This is a genomic window from Rhodobacter capsulatus SB 1003 (assembly GCF_000021865.1).
In the GTDB taxonomy this organism is placed as follows: Bacteria; Pseudomonadota; Alphaproteobacteria; order Rhodobacterales; family Rhodobacteraceae; genus Rhodobacter; species Rhodobacter capsulatus_B.
Window position 1 is genome coordinate 1,517,501 of sequence record NC_014034.1, and the last position, 16,587, is coordinate 1,534,087.

The 16,587-nt window shown below is 64.5% G+C and carries 18 protein-coding genes, 1 tRNA gene, 2 rRNA genes and 3 pseudogenes (1 of these 24 running past the window's edge); 7 read left to right on the top strand and 17 right to left on the bottom strand.

The genetic code is table 11. The features are described from left to right. The 3 genes from RCAP_RS06965 to RCAP_RS06975 form a co-directional block, all read left to right on the top strand. A 23S ribosomal RNA gene (locus tag RCAP_RS06965) occupies positions 1 to 1,517 on the top strand; it begins 1,318 nt to the left of the window's first position. 147 nt (positions 1,518 to 1,664) lie between these two features. After that, positions 1,665 to 1,779: ribosomal RNA gene (gene rrf, locus RCAP_RS06970) — 5S ribosomal RNA — on the top strand. Positions 1,780 to 1,848: 69 nt separating this feature from the next. Further along, positions 1,849 to 1,925 (top strand) — tRNA-Met (locus RCAP_RS06975). Between the two features lie 348 nt (positions 1,926 to 2,273). Here the strand turns inward: RCAP_RS06975 and RCAP_RS18410 are convergent. The 9 genes and pseudogenes from RCAP_RS18410 to RCAP_RS07010 all read right to left on the bottom strand — a co-directional run bounded on the left by RCAP_RS18410 (position 2,274) and on the right by RCAP_RS07010 (position 8,401). Beyond that, positions 2,274 to 2,843 carry a lysozyme gene (locus tag RCAP_RS18410; RefSeq protein WP_013067131.1) on the bottom strand — a complete coding sequence of 190 codons (570 nt, stop codon included), beginning with the start codon at positions 2,841 to 2,843 and terminating at the stop codon, positions 2,274 to 2,276. A 4-nt stretch (positions 2,844 to 2,847) separates the two neighbouring features. After that, complete coding sequence (locus RCAP_RS20035; protein WP_013067132.1) at positions 2,848 to 2,979, bottom strand: hypothetical protein; 132 nt, start codon at positions 2,977 to 2,979, stop codon at positions 2,848 to 2,850. Continuing rightward, positions 2,972 to 3,322, bottom strand: a complete 351-nt coding sequence (locus RCAP_RS06985) for a hypothetical protein (RefSeq protein ID WP_013067133.1) — start codon at positions 3,320 to 3,322, stop codon at positions 2,972 to 2,974. The genes RCAP_RS20035 and RCAP_RS06985 overlap by 8 nt, the downstream gene beginning before the upstream one ends. Next, positions 3,319 to 3,945 (bottom strand): DUF2460 domain-containing protein, encoded by a 627-nt coding sequence (locus RCAP_RS06990; protein WP_013067134.1) that lies wholly within the window; start codon positions 3,943 to 3,945, stop codon positions 3,319 to 3,321. Before RCAP_RS06990 ends, RCAP_RS06985 begins: the two co-directional genes overlap by 4 nt. 9 nt (positions 3,946 to 3,954) lie before the next feature. Next, positions 3,955 to 6,396: a phage tail tape measure C-terminal domain-containing protein gene (locus tag RCAP_RS06995; RefSeq protein WP_013067135.1), complete on the bottom strand. Its 2,442-nt coding sequence runs from the start codon at positions 6,394 to 6,396 to the stop codon at positions 3,955 to 3,957. Then, the gene (locus tag RCAP_RS18890) at positions 6,389 to 6,577 is read right to left on the bottom strand and encodes a DUF7697 family protein (protein ID WP_023911281.1); all 189 of its coding nucleotides are present in this window, start codon (positions 6,575 to 6,577) and stop codon (positions 6,389 to 6,391) included. The genes RCAP_RS06995 and RCAP_RS18890 overlap by 8 nt, the downstream gene beginning before the upstream one ends. Before the next feature lie 41 nt (positions 6,578 to 6,618). Continuing rightward, positions 6,619 to 7,055: pseudogene (locus RCAP_RS19875) on the bottom strand (hypothetical protein). A gap of 2 nt (positions 7,056 to 7,057) precedes the next feature. Next, a complete protein-coding gene (locus tag RCAP_RS07005) occupies positions 7,058 to 7,954 on the bottom strand; it encodes a phage tail tube protein (protein ID WP_013067137.1) in 897 nt (298 codons plus the stop codon). 24 nt (positions 7,955 to 7,978) lie between these two features. Further along, complete coding sequence (locus RCAP_RS07010) at positions 7,979 to 8,401, bottom strand: hypothetical protein (protein WP_013067138.1); 423 nt, start codon at positions 8,399 to 8,401, stop codon at positions 7,979 to 7,981. 130 nt (positions 8,402 to 8,531) lie between these two features. Between RCAP_RS07010 and RCAP_RS18900 the strand changes: the two genes are divergently transcribed. Further along, on the top strand, positions 8,532 to 9,485 hold the full coding sequence (locus RCAP_RS18900; RefSeq protein ID WP_013067139.1) for a serine/threonine-protein kinase: 954 nt from the start codon (positions 8,532 to 8,534) through the stop codon (positions 9,483 to 9,485). A gap of 21 nt (positions 9,486 to 9,506) precedes the next feature. On the opposite strand, the gene RCAP_RS07015 is transcribed toward RCAP_RS18900, so the two are convergent. The 6 genes and pseudogenes from RCAP_RS07015 to RCAP_RS19795 all read right to left on the bottom strand — a co-directional run. Beyond that, positions 9,507 to 10,130: a DUF6441 family protein gene (locus RCAP_RS07015; protein ID WP_013067140.1), complete on the bottom strand. Its 624-nt coding sequence runs from the start codon at positions 10,128 to 10,130 to the stop codon at positions 9,507 to 9,509. Beyond that, positions 10,127 to 10,450, bottom strand: a complete 324-nt coding sequence (locus tag RCAP_RS07020; protein WP_013067141.1) for a head-tail joining protein — start codon at positions 10,448 to 10,450, stop codon at positions 10,127 to 10,129. The genes RCAP_RS07015 and RCAP_RS07020 overlap by 4 nt, the downstream gene beginning before the upstream one ends. After that, entirely contained in the window at positions 10,447 to 11,709 is a 1,263-nt protein-coding gene (locus RCAP_RS07025) for a hypothetical protein (protein WP_013067142.1), read from the bottom strand. Before RCAP_RS07025 ends, RCAP_RS07020 begins: the two co-directional genes overlap by 4 nt. 488 nt (positions 11,710 to 12,197) lie before the next feature. Next, positions 12,198 to 12,692, bottom strand: a pseudogene (locus RCAP_RS07030) (major capsid protein); the annotation flags it as partial. Continuing rightward, the gene (locus RCAP_RS07035) at positions 12,629 to 13,318 is read right to left on the bottom strand and encodes a S49 family peptidase (RefSeq protein ID WP_373995830.1); all 690 of its coding nucleotides are present in this window, start codon (positions 13,316 to 13,318) and stop codon (positions 12,629 to 12,631) included. The gene RCAP_RS07035 and the pseudogene RCAP_RS07030, both read right to left, overlap by 64 nt. Positions 13,319 to 13,471: 153 nt before the next feature. Beyond that, positions 13,472 to 13,708 (bottom strand): annotated as a pseudogene (locus RCAP_RS19795) (tyrosine-type recombinase/integrase); the annotation flags it as partial. 324 nt (positions 13,709 to 14,032) lie between these two features. On the opposite strand from RCAP_RS19795, the gene RCAP_RS07040 reads away from it, so the two are divergent. Further along, positions 14,033 to 14,581 carry a flavodoxin gene (locus tag RCAP_RS07040; RefSeq protein ID WP_013067145.1) on the top strand — a complete coding sequence of 183 codons (549 nt, stop codon included), beginning with the start codon at positions 14,033 to 14,035 and terminating at the stop codon, positions 14,579 to 14,581. 41 nt (positions 14,582 to 14,622) lie between these two features. Next, entirely contained in the window at positions 14,623 to 15,060 is a 438-nt protein-coding gene (locus RCAP_RS07045; RefSeq protein WP_131618301.1) for a hypothetical protein, read from the top strand. A gap of 146 nt (positions 15,061 to 15,206) precedes the next feature. On the opposite strand, the gene RCAP_RS07050 is transcribed toward RCAP_RS07045, so the two are convergent. Beyond that, complete coding sequence (locus tag RCAP_RS07050) at positions 15,207 to 15,395, bottom strand: hypothetical protein (protein ID WP_013067147.1); 189 nt, start codon at positions 15,393 to 15,395, stop codon at positions 15,207 to 15,209. A 448-nt stretch (positions 15,396 to 15,843) separates the two neighbouring features. On the opposite strand from RCAP_RS07050, the gene RCAP_RS19880 reads away from it, so the two are divergent. Beyond that, the gene (locus tag RCAP_RS19880) at positions 15,844 to 15,969 is read left to right on the top strand and encodes a hemin uptake protein HemP (RefSeq protein ID WP_238530249.1); all 126 of its coding nucleotides are present in this window, start codon (positions 15,844 to 15,846) and stop codon (positions 15,967 to 15,969) included. 49 nt (positions 15,970 to 16,018) lie between these two features. Here RCAP_RS19880 and RCAP_RS07060 read toward each other — a convergent pair whose 3' ends face one another. Then, positions 16,019 to 16,555: a ferritin-like domain-containing protein gene (locus RCAP_RS07060; protein WP_013067149.1), complete on the bottom strand. Its 537-nt coding sequence runs from the start codon at positions 16,553 to 16,555 to the stop codon at positions 16,019 to 16,021. Positions 16,556 to 16,587 lie beyond the last annotated feature (32 nt).

Here is a 16,587-nt window from a genome sequence, read left to right on the forward strand (position 1 = left end):
GATCAGAAGCGAGAATGTTGACATGAGTAGCGACAAAGAGGGTGAGAGACCCTCTCGCCGAAAGTCCAAGGGTTCCTGCTTAAAGCTAATCTGAGCAGGGTAAGCCGGCCCCTAAGGCGAGGCCGAAAGGCGTAGTCGATGGGAACCAGGTTAATATTCCTGGGCCAGGAGGATGTGACGGATGCTTACTGTTGTCAGACCTTATCGGATTGGTCTGGCAGCTGCGGTGTCCCTGGAAATAGCCCTCCATATGACCGTACCCTAAACCGACACAGGTGGACAGGTAGAGTATACCAAGGCGCTTGAGAGAACCACGTTTAAGGAACTCGGCAAAATGCCTCCGTAAGTTCGCGAGAAGGAGGCCCCATTGATAGGCAACTATCGGTGGGGGGCACAAACTAGGGGGTGGCGACTGTTTACTTAAAACACAGGGCTCTGCGAAGCCGTAAGGCGACGTATAGGGTCTGACGCCTGCCCGGTGCTGGAAGGTTAAAAGGAGGGGTGCAAGCTCCGAATTGAAGCCCCAGTAAACGGCGGCCGTAACTATAACGGTCCTAAGGTAGCGAAATTCCTTGTCGGGTAAGTTCCGACCTGCACGAATGGCGTAACGATCTCCCCGCTGTCTCAAACGTGGACTCAGCGAAATTGAACTGTGTGTCAAGATGCACACTACCCGCGGTTAGACGGAAAGACCCCATGAACCTTTACTCCAGCTTTGCACTGGCATCAGGATTGTGATGTGCAGGATAGGTGGTAGCCTTTGAAGCCGTGACGCCAGTCGCGGTGGAGGCTCCCTTGAGATACCACCCTTCGCACTCTTGATGTCTAACCGCGGTCCGTCATCCGGATCCGGGACCCTGCATGGTGGGGAGTTTGACTGGGGCGGTCGCCTCCCAAATCGTAACGGAGGCGCGCGAAGGTAGGCTCAGACCGGTCGGAAATCGGTCGTTGAGTGCAATGGCAAAAGCCTGCCTGACTGCAAGACTGACAAGTCGAGCAGAGACGAAAGTCGGTCATAGTGATCCGGTGGTCCCAAGTGGGAGGGCCATCGCTCAACGGATAAAAGGTACTCTGGGGATAACAGGCTGATGATGCCCAAGAGTCCATATCGACGGCATCGTTTGGCACCTCGATGTCGGCTCATCTCATCCTGGGGCTGGAGCAGGTCCCAAGGGTATGGCTGTTCGCCATTTAAAGAGGTACGTGAGCTGGGTTTAGAACGTCGTGAGACAGTTCGGTCCCTATCTGCCGTGGGTGTAGGATACTTGAGAGGAGTTGCCCCTAGTACGAGAGGACCGGGGTGAACGTTCCACTGGTGGACCAGTTATCGTGCCAACGGTAGTGCTGGGTAGCTATGAACGGACAGGATAAACGCTGAAGGCATCTAAGCGTGAAGCCCCCCTCAAAACAAGGTATCCCTTGAGGGCCGTGGAAGACCACCACGTCGATAGGCCGGAGATGTAAGTGCAGCAATGCATTCAGTTGACCGGTACTAATTGCCCGATTGGCTTGATTTGATCCAGTAGCAGCAAGGCTCAGGACCAAAAGCAAGTATACACATTGGTTAGAAACAGAACGCTCCGCGCCGGCGCAATGCCGGTGGCCGCATCCGCGGCAGCAGCGCTTCTCAATGTACTCAGACTTGGACATGGCTTCTTCCTCGGTTTGGTGGTCATAGCGTTGGCTAAACACCCGATCCCATCCCGAACTCGGCCGTTAAGGGCCAACACGCCGATGGTACTGCGTCTCAAGACGTGGGAGAGTAGGTCACCGCCAAACCTAGAAAGAAACCAACGTTCTCTCATAACGATACCAATACCCCGATCGCAAATCAGCCCTCGGGACAAACGCGGGGTGGAGCAGCCCGGTAGCTCGTCAGGCTCATAACCTGAAGGCCGCAGGTTCAAATCCTGCCCCCGCAACCAAAAATCTTGTTAAACAATAGATACTTATAACTTGACGCAAACCGTCGGGCTTTTGGCGTTCCCACCTACATCAACGCCACATCAACACCACCCAAGAAAAACCGCAACAGCACGCATAAGCGGGCACCTGCAGGCAGCGACGGGTCTTGCTAGCAACGTCATCGGCGCGGCGTCGCCCGAGCCCGAGAGCGGGGCGACGAGGCGGGCCAGAGCGGCAAGTTGGCCCTGATCTGGCAGGAAGAGCGCGCCGGTGCCGGTGGCGAGGGCGAGACAGCCCGCCCACCAGGTCAGGGATTTGGGGCGAAGGTAACGCATGACAATGTCTCCTTGGGTCAGAAGGGGAAGGGTTCAGAGTGTGTTGGGCTGAGAGAGCAGCGCGAGGGTGTCCGCCTCGCTCAGCCGCCGCAGCGGGCGGGCGAAATCCACCCGGCCGTTGCGATCGACCGGCCAGACGGTGAGCGCGCCGGTGGGATAGCGGCCGTCGCGGAAGAGATCGCGTTCGGCCTCGCGCCGGGGCCGGATCCCGGCGGGGCGCAGCCAGCCCATGAAGGCATCGGCCGCAGCGCGGCGGTTGCCTGCATTCAAATGGCGGGTGAGGGCCGCCTTGGCGATGCCGCCGGTGTTGTAGTGGAAGCTGACCAGCGCATCGAATTCGTGTGGGGCAAGCGGTACCTGCACCGCGCGCGAGACCGCGGCCTCGTAGGTTGTGATGTCGGTGCGGAAAAGGCGGAAGGCGTCTCGGATCGCGGCGGTGACATCCGCAGGCAGACCGCGCGGCATCTGTGCGGGGTCGGGCGGGCCCGCCGCGGCGGTGTGGCCGATGCCGAAGGTCCAGATCTTGCGGACGTCAAGATAGGGCCCGGGCACGATGCCCTCGTGCCGGGCGAGGGCCAGAAGCCCCCGGTTGGTCATGTGCATGGGATCACCCGAATGTGGAGACGAGGAAAATCAGCGCAGCGATGATCACGCCGATGCGCAGGCGGTGGCGGAAGGCCTGGCCCGGATCGGCGGCATCACAGCGGATCGTGCGGGCGCGGCGGAGAAGCTCATGCATCGGCGTCGTCTCCCTTCCGCGCCCGCAGCCGGGCGAGGGCGACCTCGATGAACGCGGGTCCAAAGACGCCGACGAGATAGGCGGCCGAGCCTGCTGCGCCCCCGGCCGGGATCGCCTCGGGCGGCAGAGCAAGCCAGGCGGTGATGAGCGCCATCGAGAGACTTCCCATGCCCGCGGCAATCAGCCCGCCCAGAAGGATATGGCGCAGCGCATCGCGCAGTCGCATGCGCGTGGTGAGCGCGTTCGTGGCGCCGCCGAGCGCTCCCCAGGCGGCGAGGATCACCGCCGTCGAGGTGAGCAGATCGCGCAGCGCGGCGCCGACAAAGCTCGTGTCGTCATTCATGGCCGGATCTCCGTGAGGGGGATGGAGGGGATCGAGCCGAGCCGCTCGAGATCGAGGGTGATGTCGAGCGTGTCGGTGTCGAAGCGGACGGGGACGTCGAAGTCGAAGCCCGCGGTGAGGGTAGCGCCTGCGGCGGGGGCAGTGGCGAAGGTGACAAGGCCGGTGGCGGGCGAGACCGACCAGCCGGAAGGCTGCGGCACCCCGTTCAAGGCGATGGTGACGGTCCCGGCGACGGGCTTGGCGATGATCCGGGTCCAGCTTTGCGCGCCGGAGGTGTAGCGCTTCGTCAGCTGAAACTGCGTCGTGCTACCGTCGCCGGTGCCGATCAGCTGATCGGCCGGGCCCGGGATTTGCGAGGGCAGGCAGGATTTGAAATCGGCCCAGTCCTTGAAGCGAAAGCCGTAAAGACGGCCGTTCCGCGCTTCGAAGAAGGCCACGACCGCCGCCAGATCATCGGCACGGCGAATGCCATAGGCGACGTCATATCGGCGGCGCGAGTTGGCCCAGCTGGCATTACGTTCCTCAGCGCCCGAGGCCAGTTCGACGATCTGGGTGCGCCGTTCCGGGCCACCCCGCGCCCCGCGGCTGATGTTGTCCGGAAACCGGACGTCGTGAAAGGCCATGGTTGATCCTCACATGCCCCGTCGCCCAAGCGAGACGGCCCGGGCGATATCGGCGGCGACCTGCGTGCGCGATTGGCGGAAGCTCTCCGCGTCGCGCGCCATGATCGTGACCTTGACGGTTGGTGCGGTGGCGCTGCCGGTCGCCGCCGCCTCGCGCTTCGAGAGCACCCGTTCTCCGCGCTGCAAGATCGCGGGCACTTCGTCGGGACGCAGACCGGCCCAGCCGCCGGAATGCATCCGAGGGGCATTGGCGAAGGCCAGCGCCGGAACCATCCGGCCCGGGCCCGCGGCGCCGACGGTGCCGCCCGCGTGCAGGATGTTGGCGAAGATCCCGCCCGCACCGCCCAGCGCACCGGAGTGCACATTGGCGAGGGGGCCCAGAATAAAGCGCCGCGCTGCGAGTTTGGTGAGATCGGCGATCATCGAGGTGACCAGATCCCGGAAATCGAGCTTGCCGGTCTTCACGAAGCTGCCCACTGCCTCCTCGGCCGAGGAGAAGGCGCCGACGAGGGCGTTGCCGATATCGCCGCCGATGTCGCGCGCCTTGGCGGCATAGTCGGCGAGCGCATCACTCGCGGCACGCCAGAGCGGCACCGCGCGCTCCGCCCCTTCTGCGGCGGCAGCGCCTGCCGCGCGCGCGGCCCCGCCCGCGCCCCGCGCTGCCTCGGCGGTCTCGTCGAGGCCGGAGGTCAGCCCGCCAGCGGCACCGGTTGCTCCGGTCAGAGCCGTTTCCGCATCGGTGCCGGTGCGTGTCACGGCATCCTTGAGCGCCTGCCAGGAGGCAAGCGGGCGCCCGGCCGCGTCAGAAAGCATGCCCGAGGCTTCGCGATAGGCCTCGGCGCGGGTGCGGGCCTCATCGGCCATGGTGCCGAGGCCGAGATCGGGCGGTTCAATGTAACTCCGCCCGAGCGCCGCCGAGAAGGCATCGGCGGCCGCCGTGCCCGCGGCGGAAGCCGCGCCCTCGAACGGATTGCCGATGCGCCCCAATTCCACCGGATCGAGCGTGCCGATCTTCACCCCGCCATCGCCCACCGCCCAGTCGGGCAGCAGGTCCAGGGCAGCGTTCAGCGCGGTGATGAAGCGGTTGATGCGGCTGACGACGCCGTTCAGCATCGCCTCGACGCCCGAGATCAGCCCGTTCGCCGCCTGAAACGCAAAATCGCCGATCGCGCCCGGCAGCTTGCCCCAGATCGCCACCGCCGCGTCATAAGCGCCTTGAAACACCGCCGCCGTGCGGTCGCCAAAGCTGACGACGCCGGAAATCACCCCGTCTAGCGCCATGAGGCTGTCGGCCTTCAACCCCTGCCAGCCTGCCGCCATCCGGGCGAGCGCCGCGTCGAGCGCGAGGCCGATGCGCGACCAGACCTCGCGCGCTAGATCTGCAAGCAGCCGGAACGCCTCGCCCACGCCCCCAACCCGGGCCGCGAATTCGGAGAACTGATAGACGAGCTCGCCCGCGCCGACGATCAGTGCCCCGATGCCGGTGCGGATCAGCGCCCCGCGCAGGACGACGAGCGCGGTGGCAAGGCCGCGCACGGAAAGCGCCGCTGCGGCAAGGCCCGCGACCCAGCGCGCGCCCAGGAAGGCGGCGAAGGTCGCTGCATAGGTGGTGAGCCGCCCGAGGTTGTCGAAGACGAGGTCGATGGCGCGTCCGAGCGGGCCGCTTGCGCGCGCGGCATCGGCCAGCGCGTTCGCCACGGTCTCAAGCGCGGGGGCGAACGCGGCCGTCAAGCGGTTCGTCAGGCCAAGCCAGATCAGGCTCAGCCGATCCAGCGCATCGCCGGTGCGCTCGATCTGCGCCGCATCGGCCGCGCTCACCGCCACCCCGAAATCGCGCACGTCCTTTGCGGCATCGCGCAGCGTCGCGCTGTCGATCCGCAGAAAGGCAATCGCCGCCCGATCGCCAAAGAGGTCCGAGGCCACCGCCGCGCGCTCGGCCTCCGGCACGAAGCGGGTCAGTGCGCCCTGGATAGCAATGATGCGTTGATCGAGCGGTAGCGCCTGCAACGCGGTCGCCGTCAGGTGCAGCCGCGCCAGCGCGCCGACCGCCGTTCCCGATCCCGCCGCCGCTTCGGAAAGCCGCGTCGTCAGCTTTTTCGTCGCCTGCTCGATCTCGCCCATCGAAACCCCGGCAAGCTCGCCCGCCCAGGTCAGCACCTGCAGGCTCTCGACCGTGGTCTTGAGCGACGCGGCCAGATCCGCCTGCGCGCCGATCGTCTCAAGTCCCGAGCGCACCATTGCCACGCCCGCCGCCGCGGCCGCAGCCGTCACCGCCGCGAGCGCCACCCCGGCCCTGCGCGCGAAGCCCGCGAGCCGCGTGTTGGCCAGCTCCATCTCCGACGAAAGCCGCCCGAAGCCACGGGCTCCGGCCTCGCCGATCCCTTCCAGTTCGGCACGCACCTGGCGCCCGCCCTCCGCCACAAGGCGGACGGAAACGCGTTTTTCAGCCATCGCGATAGGTTTCCATCTGTTCGTTGAGCCTGCGCACCATCACCGCCTCGATCTCGGGCAGGGTTTCGGCGGCCATGAGCCTGTTCACGCCCAGCGCTTGTGCGAGCGTGAGCGCCGCGCCCATGTCCCAGCCGAGCACCGCGCCGGGGACCAGGCGCAGCTGCCCGCCAAGGCGTTGCACCAGATCCCAGACCTGTGCGCCCTCGACCGTCTGCGGCCGGTTCAGTCTTGCGGGGCAGTCGGGGCAGGGGCCTTGGCAGGCGGCGCAATAGTCTTCGCCCCCACCGAAGGACCAGTCGGCGAGGGCGCAGAGGCGTTTTTTCCGCATCCAGCATCAGGCCTCGGGCAACGTAGCGGGTCTGAAACGCCTCGAACACCGGCCAGATGTCGAGAAGCGCGTCGATGCCCTCGGGCGTCACCGGCATCGGAGTGCCAGCTTCGTCGCCTACCCCCTCCCAGTCGAGAATGGCCAGACGCGCCACGGCTTTCGCCATGGCCAGCGCCAGCTCTTCCTGCGCGGCGCCCTCGGGCAGCGCGGCAAGGTCAGGATCGGCGCGAGCGGCCACCATCAGCGCGGTCGTGAGTGGTGCAAGCTTCAGCCGCAGGCCCGGGGCAAGGTCCAGCCATTCGGGCTGGCTTGAGAGGTTTAGACGGATCATGGTCAGTATCCCGTGACAGTGTTCACAAGGGTGGCGGTGCACATGCGGGCCGGGCTGATCGCTTTCGCCGCCTGCCAGTCGAAACTCGCCTGAATGCCCTGCGGGCCCGGGATCTCGATGCGCGGCCGCGGCAGATAGACGGCATGGGCGGTGAAGGTGAAACTCGCGTTTGCACCAAGGCTCCAGGCGAATTCAAGCTCGCAAGGCGTGCCGTCGATGGCCTGGGTCACCAGCGTGCTGTCGGCAAAGCGCACCTCGATCTTGCCGTCATTGCGGATCGTCTCGATCCGGTCGAGACCGTTGGCATAGGTGACCTCGGCCGAGACGACATTGCCAAGCGCCGCCCCGTTGCGCTTCACCGCGCCGTTGAAATGGCCAAACCGCTGCAGCGCGAGCGTGGTCGGCGTGCCCGCGGCCGTGACCGTGTCGATGGCCTCGCCCTGCGCGATCAGCCGGGCGGTGGCGGTGAGCAGCCCGGAGCGGCTCATCTGCCAGCTCAGCTGATCGACCATGCAGCCGGTGTACATCGCGTAGCGCGGCACTTCGGGCATCGCCACTTCGATCGCCATCGAGGGCAGGGTCCAGTTGCCCGACTGAAACGTGTGGGTTTTGGGCGTTGTGCCGGTGGTGGTCGGCGCCCCGAAGGTGCCCTTCAGCCAGAGACCGAAGTTCTCGACATCGATCGGCACCACGACATCGCCATCGGCGGTGAGGGCATCCTTGATCGGTGCCACCGGGTCGCGTCCCTGGCCCAGCAACTCCGAGGCAAGCAGCGGCTGTTCGGAGCCAAGCGAAGTGCTGGCGAAAGGCACCGTGCGAAAGCCGGTGGCGGGGGCGGTGCCATAGACGGATTCGAACGCAAGCGCCATCTGCGCCCGCGCCCCATGGGCTCGTGCCATCGTAGTCTCCTGTGCTTAAGGGGGTCAGCCGAGCGGATCGGCCGTGGTGTAGTGCAAGACGACCGGGATCACCGCCGCCTTCAGACTGGCCGCACCCTCGACCGGCAAATCGACTGGACTCGGGGCCTCGGGTTCGACCCAGTCGCACAGGCCACCGAGCGTCCGGTCGGCGGCCAGCGTGGTGCCGATGGCGGCGATCAGGTCGTCGAAGGCGCTGGCCCGGCCGGGGCTCGCCTGTACGACGACCTCCAGCTCGGCCCGGTGCTGGTAGTGAAAGCGTAGCGGCGAGAGCGTCACCTCGGGCTCCCCGGGTGTACCATCGCGCAGGATGACCAGCCCGGCCGCAGGGATCCGTTCGGGCAAAACCTCGTCGCGCAGGGTGAGGGCGGCAAGCGGCGAGAGCCGCGCGTGCAGCGCGGTGAGGATGAGTTCGCGGGTGGTGGGCATCTACAGTTCACCATATGTACGTCTCGACGGGCCACAGAGCATGTACCCGTAAAAATTGTGTCTTGCCTGTTAACCAGAACTATCTGAGAAATGCGGCATGCGTTCATTAGTCTAGGAGCACACGTTCGAAATGGATCTAATTGTTGCAGGAGCAGATGCACCGCTTTTTGATCACTTTCATCTAAAGCACCTTCAATCTGTTAAGGCGGAGGGAGGGAATTTCTACCGCAATCAAAAGTTTCTAGGAAAAGGTGGAAATGGCACGGCGTTCCTAGTTACATGCACTTCCGGCGCAAACCAAGGAATACAGTTCGCCCTGAAGGTCTTCCACAAAATTAGCGATGAGAAGCGACGCTCTCGATTTCTAGGTGAAATTCGCCATTATCGCTCTCTAAATCATCCGGCACTCTTAAAAGTCTATGACGAGGGCACTTATGTGTCCGGGGATCGCGAATATCCCTTTGCCGTAATCGACTATGTGCCGCGTAATTTGGAGTCTATGATTGGGCGTGGTGGTGCGCCTCAGATTTCCAGACTTGAAGCGGTGAGGTATGTCTACAACATCGCCTCAGCGGTAAATTATCTTCATGCTCAGCCGCAGCCAATAGTTCATCGAGATATTAAGCCTGCCAATATTTTGGTCGACGGTCACTCTGCAAAGCTGGGCGATTTGGGGCTCGCAAAGGTTCTCTTGGGCGAGCATGACGAGATGACTGAGGAGTTTAACGCCTATGCTGCCATGCCATACTTCTACAGAACACCTGAACTGGTTGAGATTGCGAGAGGTAAGAATATTGCACTGAGTCCAGCAAGCGACGTTTACCAGTTGGGGCTAGTGCTCTATCGCTGTGTAACTGGTTTTAATCCACAAAAGCCCCCTGTCAGCAACATAAAGGAAGAAATCGAGTTGGACGTTCGGCCCGTGATAGGTGCTGCAAGTGAGCTACTCAATGAACTATTTGGCTGGATATTCCAAAGCGATCCAACGAAACGCCCGAATACGCTTCAATTGCTGCAACGACTGAATCAGATACACACAGAGGTTTGCGCGGCTGATCTTGCGGCTACAGGCGTAATGCGTTGAAAAGGATAGCAATAGAATACCTTACACATCGCTCCCGTTCGCGACCACCAGCGCAGGAAACGTTCCCATCACCCGCTCGGCCTCCCGCGCCAGATCCAGCCGCTTGCGGAGCCTGACCTGCGGCACGAGGAGGAAGATCGGCATGGTGGTCAGCCCGCGGCCTGTCTTTGCGCGCGACGCCACAGCGCGGCCCTTGCTGTTCAACCGACCCTCGGCCACCAACAGGCTCGGGCCGCGGCGGCGATAGATGAACCGCAACCTCAACCCGGTGCGGCGTTCCCATTCGCCGGGGGTAATCCGTCCGCCGCGGGTGGACTTGCCTGCGGCCGGAGTGGGGATCGCGAGCCAGAAGCCGTCTTTTGAGCGGATCAGCGGCCCCGTGTCATGCGCGCCGATGATCACCGGGGCGTTCGACCATACGAGCGCCGCCGCGTTCAGGCTCTCGCTGCCCTTCGGATAGGTCGCGAGCCGAATCGAATTGCCAAGCCTTGTGCCGAGCCCCGAATGCACGATCTGCCCGCTCCAAGCGGATTTCAGGCGGGCGCCTGCCGCGTGCATCGCGGTGGTGACGGCCTTTTCGCCCGCGCGGATTTCCTCCTGCATCAGCGCGACCAGATCGGGGCGGAAGTTGAGTTTCAGCTTCATCGGGTCCCCTCCGGCCGCAGGTCCAGCGTCCAGATCAGCCGCTCGCGGTCGCGCAGCGGCTCGCCCTGGATCACGAACCGTTCGGCGCCGAGCAAGATCAGATCGCCGGGCCGCGGCGCGGGCAGGTCGCTCACCCGCACGTCCACCACGGTCGTGTCGCTGACAAACCGCCCAGCGCCGAAGTCGGTCACCCGGTCGGGCGCACGGGCGATGACCCTGATCTGGCGCTCTTCGGCGCTCGTGGCCGAGATCCAGAGCGCCGGTGCCGCAAGGGCAGGGTGCTCGAAGAGCCGATCGAGGGCCGCGGCAAAGACCGTCATGGCGCGATGAAGCCCTGCGCATTCACATAGACCTGCGCCCCGGTGGTGATGCAGGCGACGTTCAGCGCCGTGTTGGCCGTCGTGCGCAGCGGATCGGCGAACTGGTGGCTTTCCGAAAGCGTCATCGAAGCGCCAAGATGCCCGCGCCAGATCACGGTGGAGCCATCTTTCAGCACCACCTCTGTCGCCACCGTCCCCGCATTCTTCAGCTGCAGCGCGGTCACGAACCGCCGCAGCCCGGCCCCGGCCGCAGCGCCCAGAACCATATCGCTGGTGTTGGTGATCCCGCCCGCCGCGGCGGCCGAGCTCCATTCCAGCTCGGGGATCTGCCAGGGACGCACCACCTGCACGCCCTGCACCGTGGTGATCAGATCGGCCACATCGCCGCTGGCGACGCTCGCATAGGCCGCCGTCACCGCGCGGGCGGCGACGATCACCGGTGCGGTCGAACCGCGCGCGCCGTCATGGGCGACGGGGCCGACCGCCGTGGCCGTCACCACCGAGCCCGCGACCGTGCGCGCGGCAATCGCCTGTCCCTCGACGATCTGGCCGCGCCCGGCGGTGATTTCCGCGGTAAGCTCGGCATAGTCTTGGCAGTTGATGAAGGACATCTGCAGGCTGACCGCGGTCGGCGCGGCGGCGAGCGCAACCCGGCCCGAGCCTGCGATGTAGGATCCACCGAAGATCGTGCCCTGCAGCTCGATCTGGTTCGCGTCGATCACCGTCACGGTAACGTTGCCGCGCAGCTCCGCCCCGGCATTCGTTACCCCGTTCAGATATTCGACCCAGACGAGGTTGCCGGTCGCAAGCCCATGCGCGGTGACGGTAAGCCGGATCACCCCGCCCGTGCCCGCAACCGCCCCGGTCACCGCCTTCCAGGCGGCATGGTTCAGGCTGCGCAGCCGCAGCTTGTAAAGCGCCGAAGGGTCGGGGATCTGCTGGTGGCGGACATAGGAATTGGCCCGCCCCGAGGTCGCATCGAGCGCACGGGAATGCACATAGGCCTCGTCCGAGAAGGGCTCGATCTCCAGAATGCTGGCGCTCGCGGTGGTGAGGATCGTTACCGTGGCACTTTCAAGCGGCGTCAGACCGCCGTTCTGGCTGAAGTATCGCATCAGCGTGGCGGTGGTGCTGGCCGCGCCGCCGATGTCGATGCCAAAGCAGTGCTTGCCATCGGGCAGGCCGGTGAGCGGATCGACCGAGACGGCTTCAAGGATCTGGTGGTTGTTCGCATGACGCGTGTTCACCACCCCGGCCATGGCGCGAAACGGGATGGTGAAGCTGTCTTTTGACAGAAGTTCGACGACCGCGCCCGCCGTGGTGCCCGAAGCGATGGTCAGTGCGGTGCATGAGATAAAACCCGCGTAGATTTCAGATTTTTAAAATATATTTCAATTATATTTTATTTGCTTTGTGAGCGGATCGCATTAGATAACGTGCAAGATCTATTCGTCCTGATGCAAGAAATTCTTTGTAAATATTAACGAGTTCCTTGGGGGTTTTTCTTGCGATTAATTCTTGAATTCTCAGTCGTTCATGGGCGGGCATGATTTTCTCCAATTGTTGCGATAACTCAAATCTAGGAGCGTAATACTGCATTGCAACTCGTAAGAAGCGCGGCGTCGAGAAAAATACACTTTACCGGGGACTGCCGCGAAATAAGCGAGTACAACTTCCCCGGCATCCAACTCGATACTCGACAAAGCAGGGCCGTGTGATCTGCCGGGTCAGGCTGGGCATGGCGACCTCAGTTCGAGCTGTGGATCCGGACGGCGAGGCGGGGCCGCTTGTTCACCGGCAGGATCGAGGCCTCGGTCATCACGTCGATCCAGCGGCCCTTTTCGTCGAGATGCTGGCGGGCATAAAGCGGCAGGCCGATGGTGTTCGCGGTCTCCAGGAGGTTCGCGGGGCCGCCATAGGTGGTGAAGGTGTCCATCGTGCCCAAGGGGAAGGCGATCCCCTCGTTCGCCGGAACCAGCCGTTCGGTCGCCTTGGTCGAGAGGGTGACGTTGCCAGAATATTCCTCGAAGAGGATGCCGCCGAAGGGGAAGTTGCGCCGCACATCCTCGCGCAGCGGCTGGGCGCCGGTCGCGGGGTAGAACTTGTAGGCCTCCTCGGTCTTGGGGTGCGCGATCAGCTCGTCGAAGAACTCGCGGCTGACGAGGGCATGGACCGAAGTCATCGCCTCGCCCAGAAGGTTGTCCTCGATGGCGCGCAGCACCTCGCGGACCTTGCCTTGCACGACATGACGGCCGCCGTGGTTTGCGGCGGTGCGATCGCCGCGGGCGAGGCCGGTTCCGGCGGGGTGCTGGCAGAAGGCTGCGCATCATCTTCGGAGGCAGTGGTCATCATCGGGCCCTTTCCTTTGGGAGTGGATTTGAGGGTGGCTGTGCCGCGGGGTGCGGCGGCGAAAGCGCAAAAGGCGGTGACCGGATCGGCCACCTCGTCGGCGAGACCGGCGAAGACCGCGGCCTCCCCGCGGAACACGGCGGCCTCGGTGTCCAGCGCCCGGCTTGTGTCGAGGCGGCGGCCACGACCTTCGGCGACGGTTTCGGCGAAGAGCTGGCGGAGGTCCTCCAACTCGCCCGCGATGCGGGCACGGATGGTCTCAGGCAGCGGCTGGTATGGGTTCGCGTCAACCTTGCGGGCGCCTGCGTGGATCAGCGTGACGGCGATGCCCTTCTGATCGAGCGCCCCGCTCATGTCGCTGTGCATGGCCACAACGCCGATGCTGCCGACGGCCCCGGTGCGGGGCAGGATGATCCGGCCGGCCTGGGAGGCCAGCGCATAGGCGGCCGAGAGGGCGTGATCGGCGACGAAGGCTTGGACCGGCTTCTGCGCCCGTGCTGCCCGGATCCGATCCGCCATATCAAAGGCCCCGGCGACCTCGCCACCGAAGCTGTCGATATCGAGGGCAATGCCGCGGATGGCCGGATCGGCGACGGCCGCCTGCAGCTGCGCCGCGATCCCCTCGTAGGAGGTCAGCCCCGAGGATTGCCCGATCCAGGCGCCGCGATGCACCAGCGTGCCCGCAATCTCGATCACGGCCATCCGCACCGGTTCGGCCGCGAGATGGGCGTATCGCGCCGTGGTCTGAACCTGCATGTGGCCGAGGAGCTTGCCGATCATCGGCAGGCCCTGACCTGACGCTACGGCTGTGGATGCGAAGGTGTGGCGCAGGTCGTGGATCCGGACATCCTTGACCCCGGCACGGGCACGGACGCGCTGCTAGAAGGGTTGCAGATCACTCAGGGGCTTCGCCATTGGGCTCGAACCAATGGCGCCGCAATGGCTCACCAGCTGGACCAGGTCGTCGTGCGGTAGCGCGCGGGTGCAGGCTCGCTCATGCATCCCGTCTAACCGCATGGATTCGCGATGTGAATCCTTCGAAGACAGTGTTCTGCAACAACGCCCACCGGCGTCGCCATCTCGACTCCGACATTGTTGAGTAATTCACTTTTCTTTTGTTAGATTCCTGACAATTTTGCCCGACAATGGGCTTCGAAACCGCGCGCAAAGCCTGGCACGAAGCTTGCGAAGCAACTGCGGGGGCATCAGGCCCGTCAGCCAAAAGGGGACATCATGGCGAAGATCGGACTCTTCTTCGGATCGGACACCGGAACCACGCGCAAGATTGCCAAGCAGATCAAGGACATGTTCGACGATGAGGTGATGGCCAAGCCGCTCAACGTCAACCGCGCTGATGTGGCCGATTTCATGGCTTATGACTTTCTGATCCTTGGCACGCCGACGCTGGGCGACGGACAATTGCCGGGGCTGAGCGCCAATGCCGCCTCGGAAAGCTGGGAGGAATTCCTGCCCAGGATCGCCGATCAGGATTTCAGCGGCAAGACGATCGCGCTGTTCGGGCTGGGCGATCAGGTCACCTATCCGCTGGAATTCGTCAATGCCTTGTTCTTCCTGCATGAATTCTTCTCGGATCGGGGGGCGAAGCTGGTCGGGCGCTGGCCTGCCAAGGGGTATGGGTTCGAAGACTCGCTCGCCGTGGTGGAGGGCGAATTCCTGGGCCTTGCCCTGGATCAGGACAATCAGGCGGCGCTGACGCCCGAGCGGCTCAAGGGCTGGCTGTCGCTGATCGCGGCCGATTTCGGCCTTGTCCTGCCTGCATGATCGCTTGCCCCGGAAAGGCCCCCCCCATGAAAGACCTGCCCATGAAAGACCTGCCCCTGTCGCCCGCGACCGATGCCCGCGCCGCCCCGGCCCCGGCCGCGCCCTGGCAAGATGATGTTCTGGCCGTGCTGCGGTTGATGATCGACAGTTACCGCGCGCCGGAACGCGACGGCTGGTGTCTTGCGCTCGACCGGGCGCAGGCGCGCTGGGGCGAGACGCGGGGGGCGATCGTCTTTGCCGATCTGGCGCAGGTTCTGTCGCGGCTGCGTGTGACGCGGCATTCGCCTTTCGGCTTTGGGCGGGTGGACGGATCGCAGCCCCGTCCGACCCGGCACGAGGCGCTGTTTTTGCAGGTGGCGCGGCTGAGCCACGCCGGGCACGCGACGCAGGCCGAGGCGGTGGCCACGCTGCTGTGCGAGGGCAACGAGGTCACCGCTTACCTCAATGCGGTGCGCCGTCTGGTGGCCCATTTCGACTGAGCGGCAAAGCGGAACGCGGGGCCGGAATGCAGAAAGGGCAGCGCCCTGCGCTGCCCTTTTGACGTGGTCCCGATCAAAGCTGGCTGGGGTGCTTTGTGGCTTGCCGTGGTGGCTGGCGGAAAGCGGACCTGGCTTGCGAAGTCGGATCAGGCGTTTTCTTCTTCGAAGTGCCCGCACCAGTCGGATTCCTTCACCACCGGCCACAGGCCGCGGGCGTCGGGGGCAATCTGGGTGACGGGCGGGTTGAAGCGGCACAGACCGGCATCGGCCAGTTCTTTTTCACCGTTCGCGACATGATCTTCGAAGAAAGCGCATTTGGCGCAAGTGGCAGACATGACATGTCTCCTCTGTTCAAACCGGGCGTCGCCCAACCGCGGCGCCTAGGTTTTTGATAGACCCGGCGATCGCGAAAATCAAGTGAACATTAAATGAAATCAAATACTTGATCGTTTTCATGCGGATTGGCCGGGCAAGGGTTTTGCTTGGGTTTCCGTCCCGGTGACGCCGTGCCGCAACCTCCTGATCGAACCGTCGCTTTTCTTCGCTCTCGAATTCCGATAGAAACACTCGACAGTTTACAGGGGCGGTTTGCCCCCCGATCGGCAGGCCCCAACGGCGGTTTCGTCCCCGCAAGGCCCCCTGCGATCCCGCGCGGTGCGCCTCCCCGGCGCGCAAGGAGAATCGCACATGTGCAATGACGAGGGACGGCCGAAACTTGCGCTTGGAAGCGGTGTCGGCAGCGATTTCGGCGGGCAGGGCCCGGACGCGGCGCAAGTCCCCGACATCGCGCCGCCGTTGCACGACGCGCGGGCGCTGACCGAGGGGGGAAGCCTTGTGCGGATCGTGCTGGACGGCGTCACCTATACCCTGCGCATCACCCGCAATGGCAAGCTGATCCTGACGAAGTGATCCGGCCCCCGGGGGGACTATCGGCCTTTTGCGGGTGGCCGGGACCGGCTCAGCCGCTCTTGCGCGGCAACGCCCGGACCAGAACCGCCGCGGCCGCAAGGCCGATCGCCCAGACCAGCGGGCTGGCTCCCGACGCGGGGCTTGCGGCAGGGCGGGGCGCCGCCCCCGATCCGGCCCCCGATCCGGCCCGTGCCAGACAGGCCCGGAACGCGGGCAGGTGATTGAGCGCCGAGGCCGCACGCAGCCGGGCAAAGATCAGCAGCGCGGCCGGATCCTTGACCGTCCGGCTCAAACGGTCATACATCGCGGCATTGGCGATTTCGGCGGCGACTCCGCCTTCACAGGCCGCGATCAGGCTTTCGGGGGCCGCAATCCGACCGGCGAACCGATCTGGCGGCACCGCAAAGCCGTGCTGGCGCAACAGACCCGCCAGCGCCGCCACATGCCGTCCCTCGGCCTGCACGATAGTGGCAAAGGGCTGCACCGGGCCGAACCGCGCCAGAACCGCCGCATAGCTGGCCCGCGCCCTGTATTCATCCTCGATCGCCTCGATCAGCGCCGCCTGCAGCCCGCTTGCCCGTGTCATCGCCTGTCTCCGACCGTTGCCACGCCCGCAGG

Bases quoted from the DNA above. Each gene is read 5' to 3' on its own strand.
- RCAP_RS07040 (WP_013067145.1), top strand. From the start codon at position 14,033: ATGGCGAAGATCGGACTCTTCTTCGGATCGGACACCGGAACCACGCGC.
- RCAP_RS07015 (WP_013067140.1), bottom strand. From the start codon at position 10,130: ATGAAGCTGAAACTCAACTTCCGCCCCGATCTGGTCGCGCTGATGCAG.
- RCAP_RS07045 (WP_131618301.1), top strand. From the start codon at position 14,623: ATGAAAGACCTGCCCCTGTCGCCCGCGACCGATGCCCGCGCCGCCCCG.
- RCAP_RS07060 (WP_013067149.1), bottom strand. From the start codon at position 16,555: ATGACACGGGCAAGCGGGCTGCAGGCGGCGCTGATCGAGGCGATCGAG.
- RCAP_RS20035 (WP_013067132.1), bottom strand. From the start codon at position 2,979: ATGCATGAGCTTCTCCGCCGCGCCCGCACGATCCGCTGTGATGCCGCC.
- RCAP_RS07050 (WP_013067147.1), bottom strand. From the start codon at position 15,395: ATGTCTGCCACTTGCGCCAAATGCGCTTTCTTCGAAGATCATGTCGCG.
- RCAP_RS07005 (WP_013067137.1), bottom strand. From the start codon at position 7,954: ATGGCACGAGCCCATGGGGCGCGGGCGCAGATGGCGCTTGCGTTCGAA.
- RCAP_RS18900 (WP_013067139.1), top strand. From the start codon at position 8,532: ATGGATCTAATTGTTGCAGGAGCAGATGCACCGCTTTTTGATCACTTT.
- RCAP_RS07020 (WP_013067141.1), bottom strand. From the start codon at position 10,450: ATGACGGTCTTTGCCGCGGCCCTCGATCGGCTCTTCGAGCACCCTGCC.
- RCAP_RS06985 (WP_013067133.1), bottom strand. From the start codon at position 3,322: ATGAATGACGACACGAGCTTTGTCGGCGCCGCGCTGCGCGATCTGCTC.
- RCAP_RS18410 (WP_013067131.1), bottom strand. From the start codon at position 2,843: ATGCACATGACCAACCGGGGGCTTCTGGCCCTCGCCCGGCACGAGGGC.
- RCAP_RS07010 (WP_013067138.1), bottom strand. From the start codon at position 8,401: ATGCCCACCACCCGCGAACTCATCCTCACCGCGCTGCACGCGCGGCTC.
- RCAP_RS06990 (WP_013067134.1), bottom strand. From the start codon at position 3,945: ATGGCCTTTCACGACGTCCGGTTTCCGGACAACATCAGCCGCGGGGCG.
- RCAP_RS06995 (WP_013067135.1), bottom strand. From the start codon at position 6,396: ATGGCTGAAAAACGCGTTTCCGTCCGCCTTGTGGCGGAGGGCGGGCGC.
- RCAP_RS07035 (WP_373995830.1), bottom strand. From the start codon at position 13,318: ATGGCGGATCGGATCCGGGCAGCACGGGCGCAGAAGCCGGTCCAAGCC.
- RCAP_RS07025 (WP_013067142.1), bottom strand. From the start codon at position 11,709: ATGGCCGGGGTGGTGAACACGCGTCATGCGAACAACCACCAGATCCTT.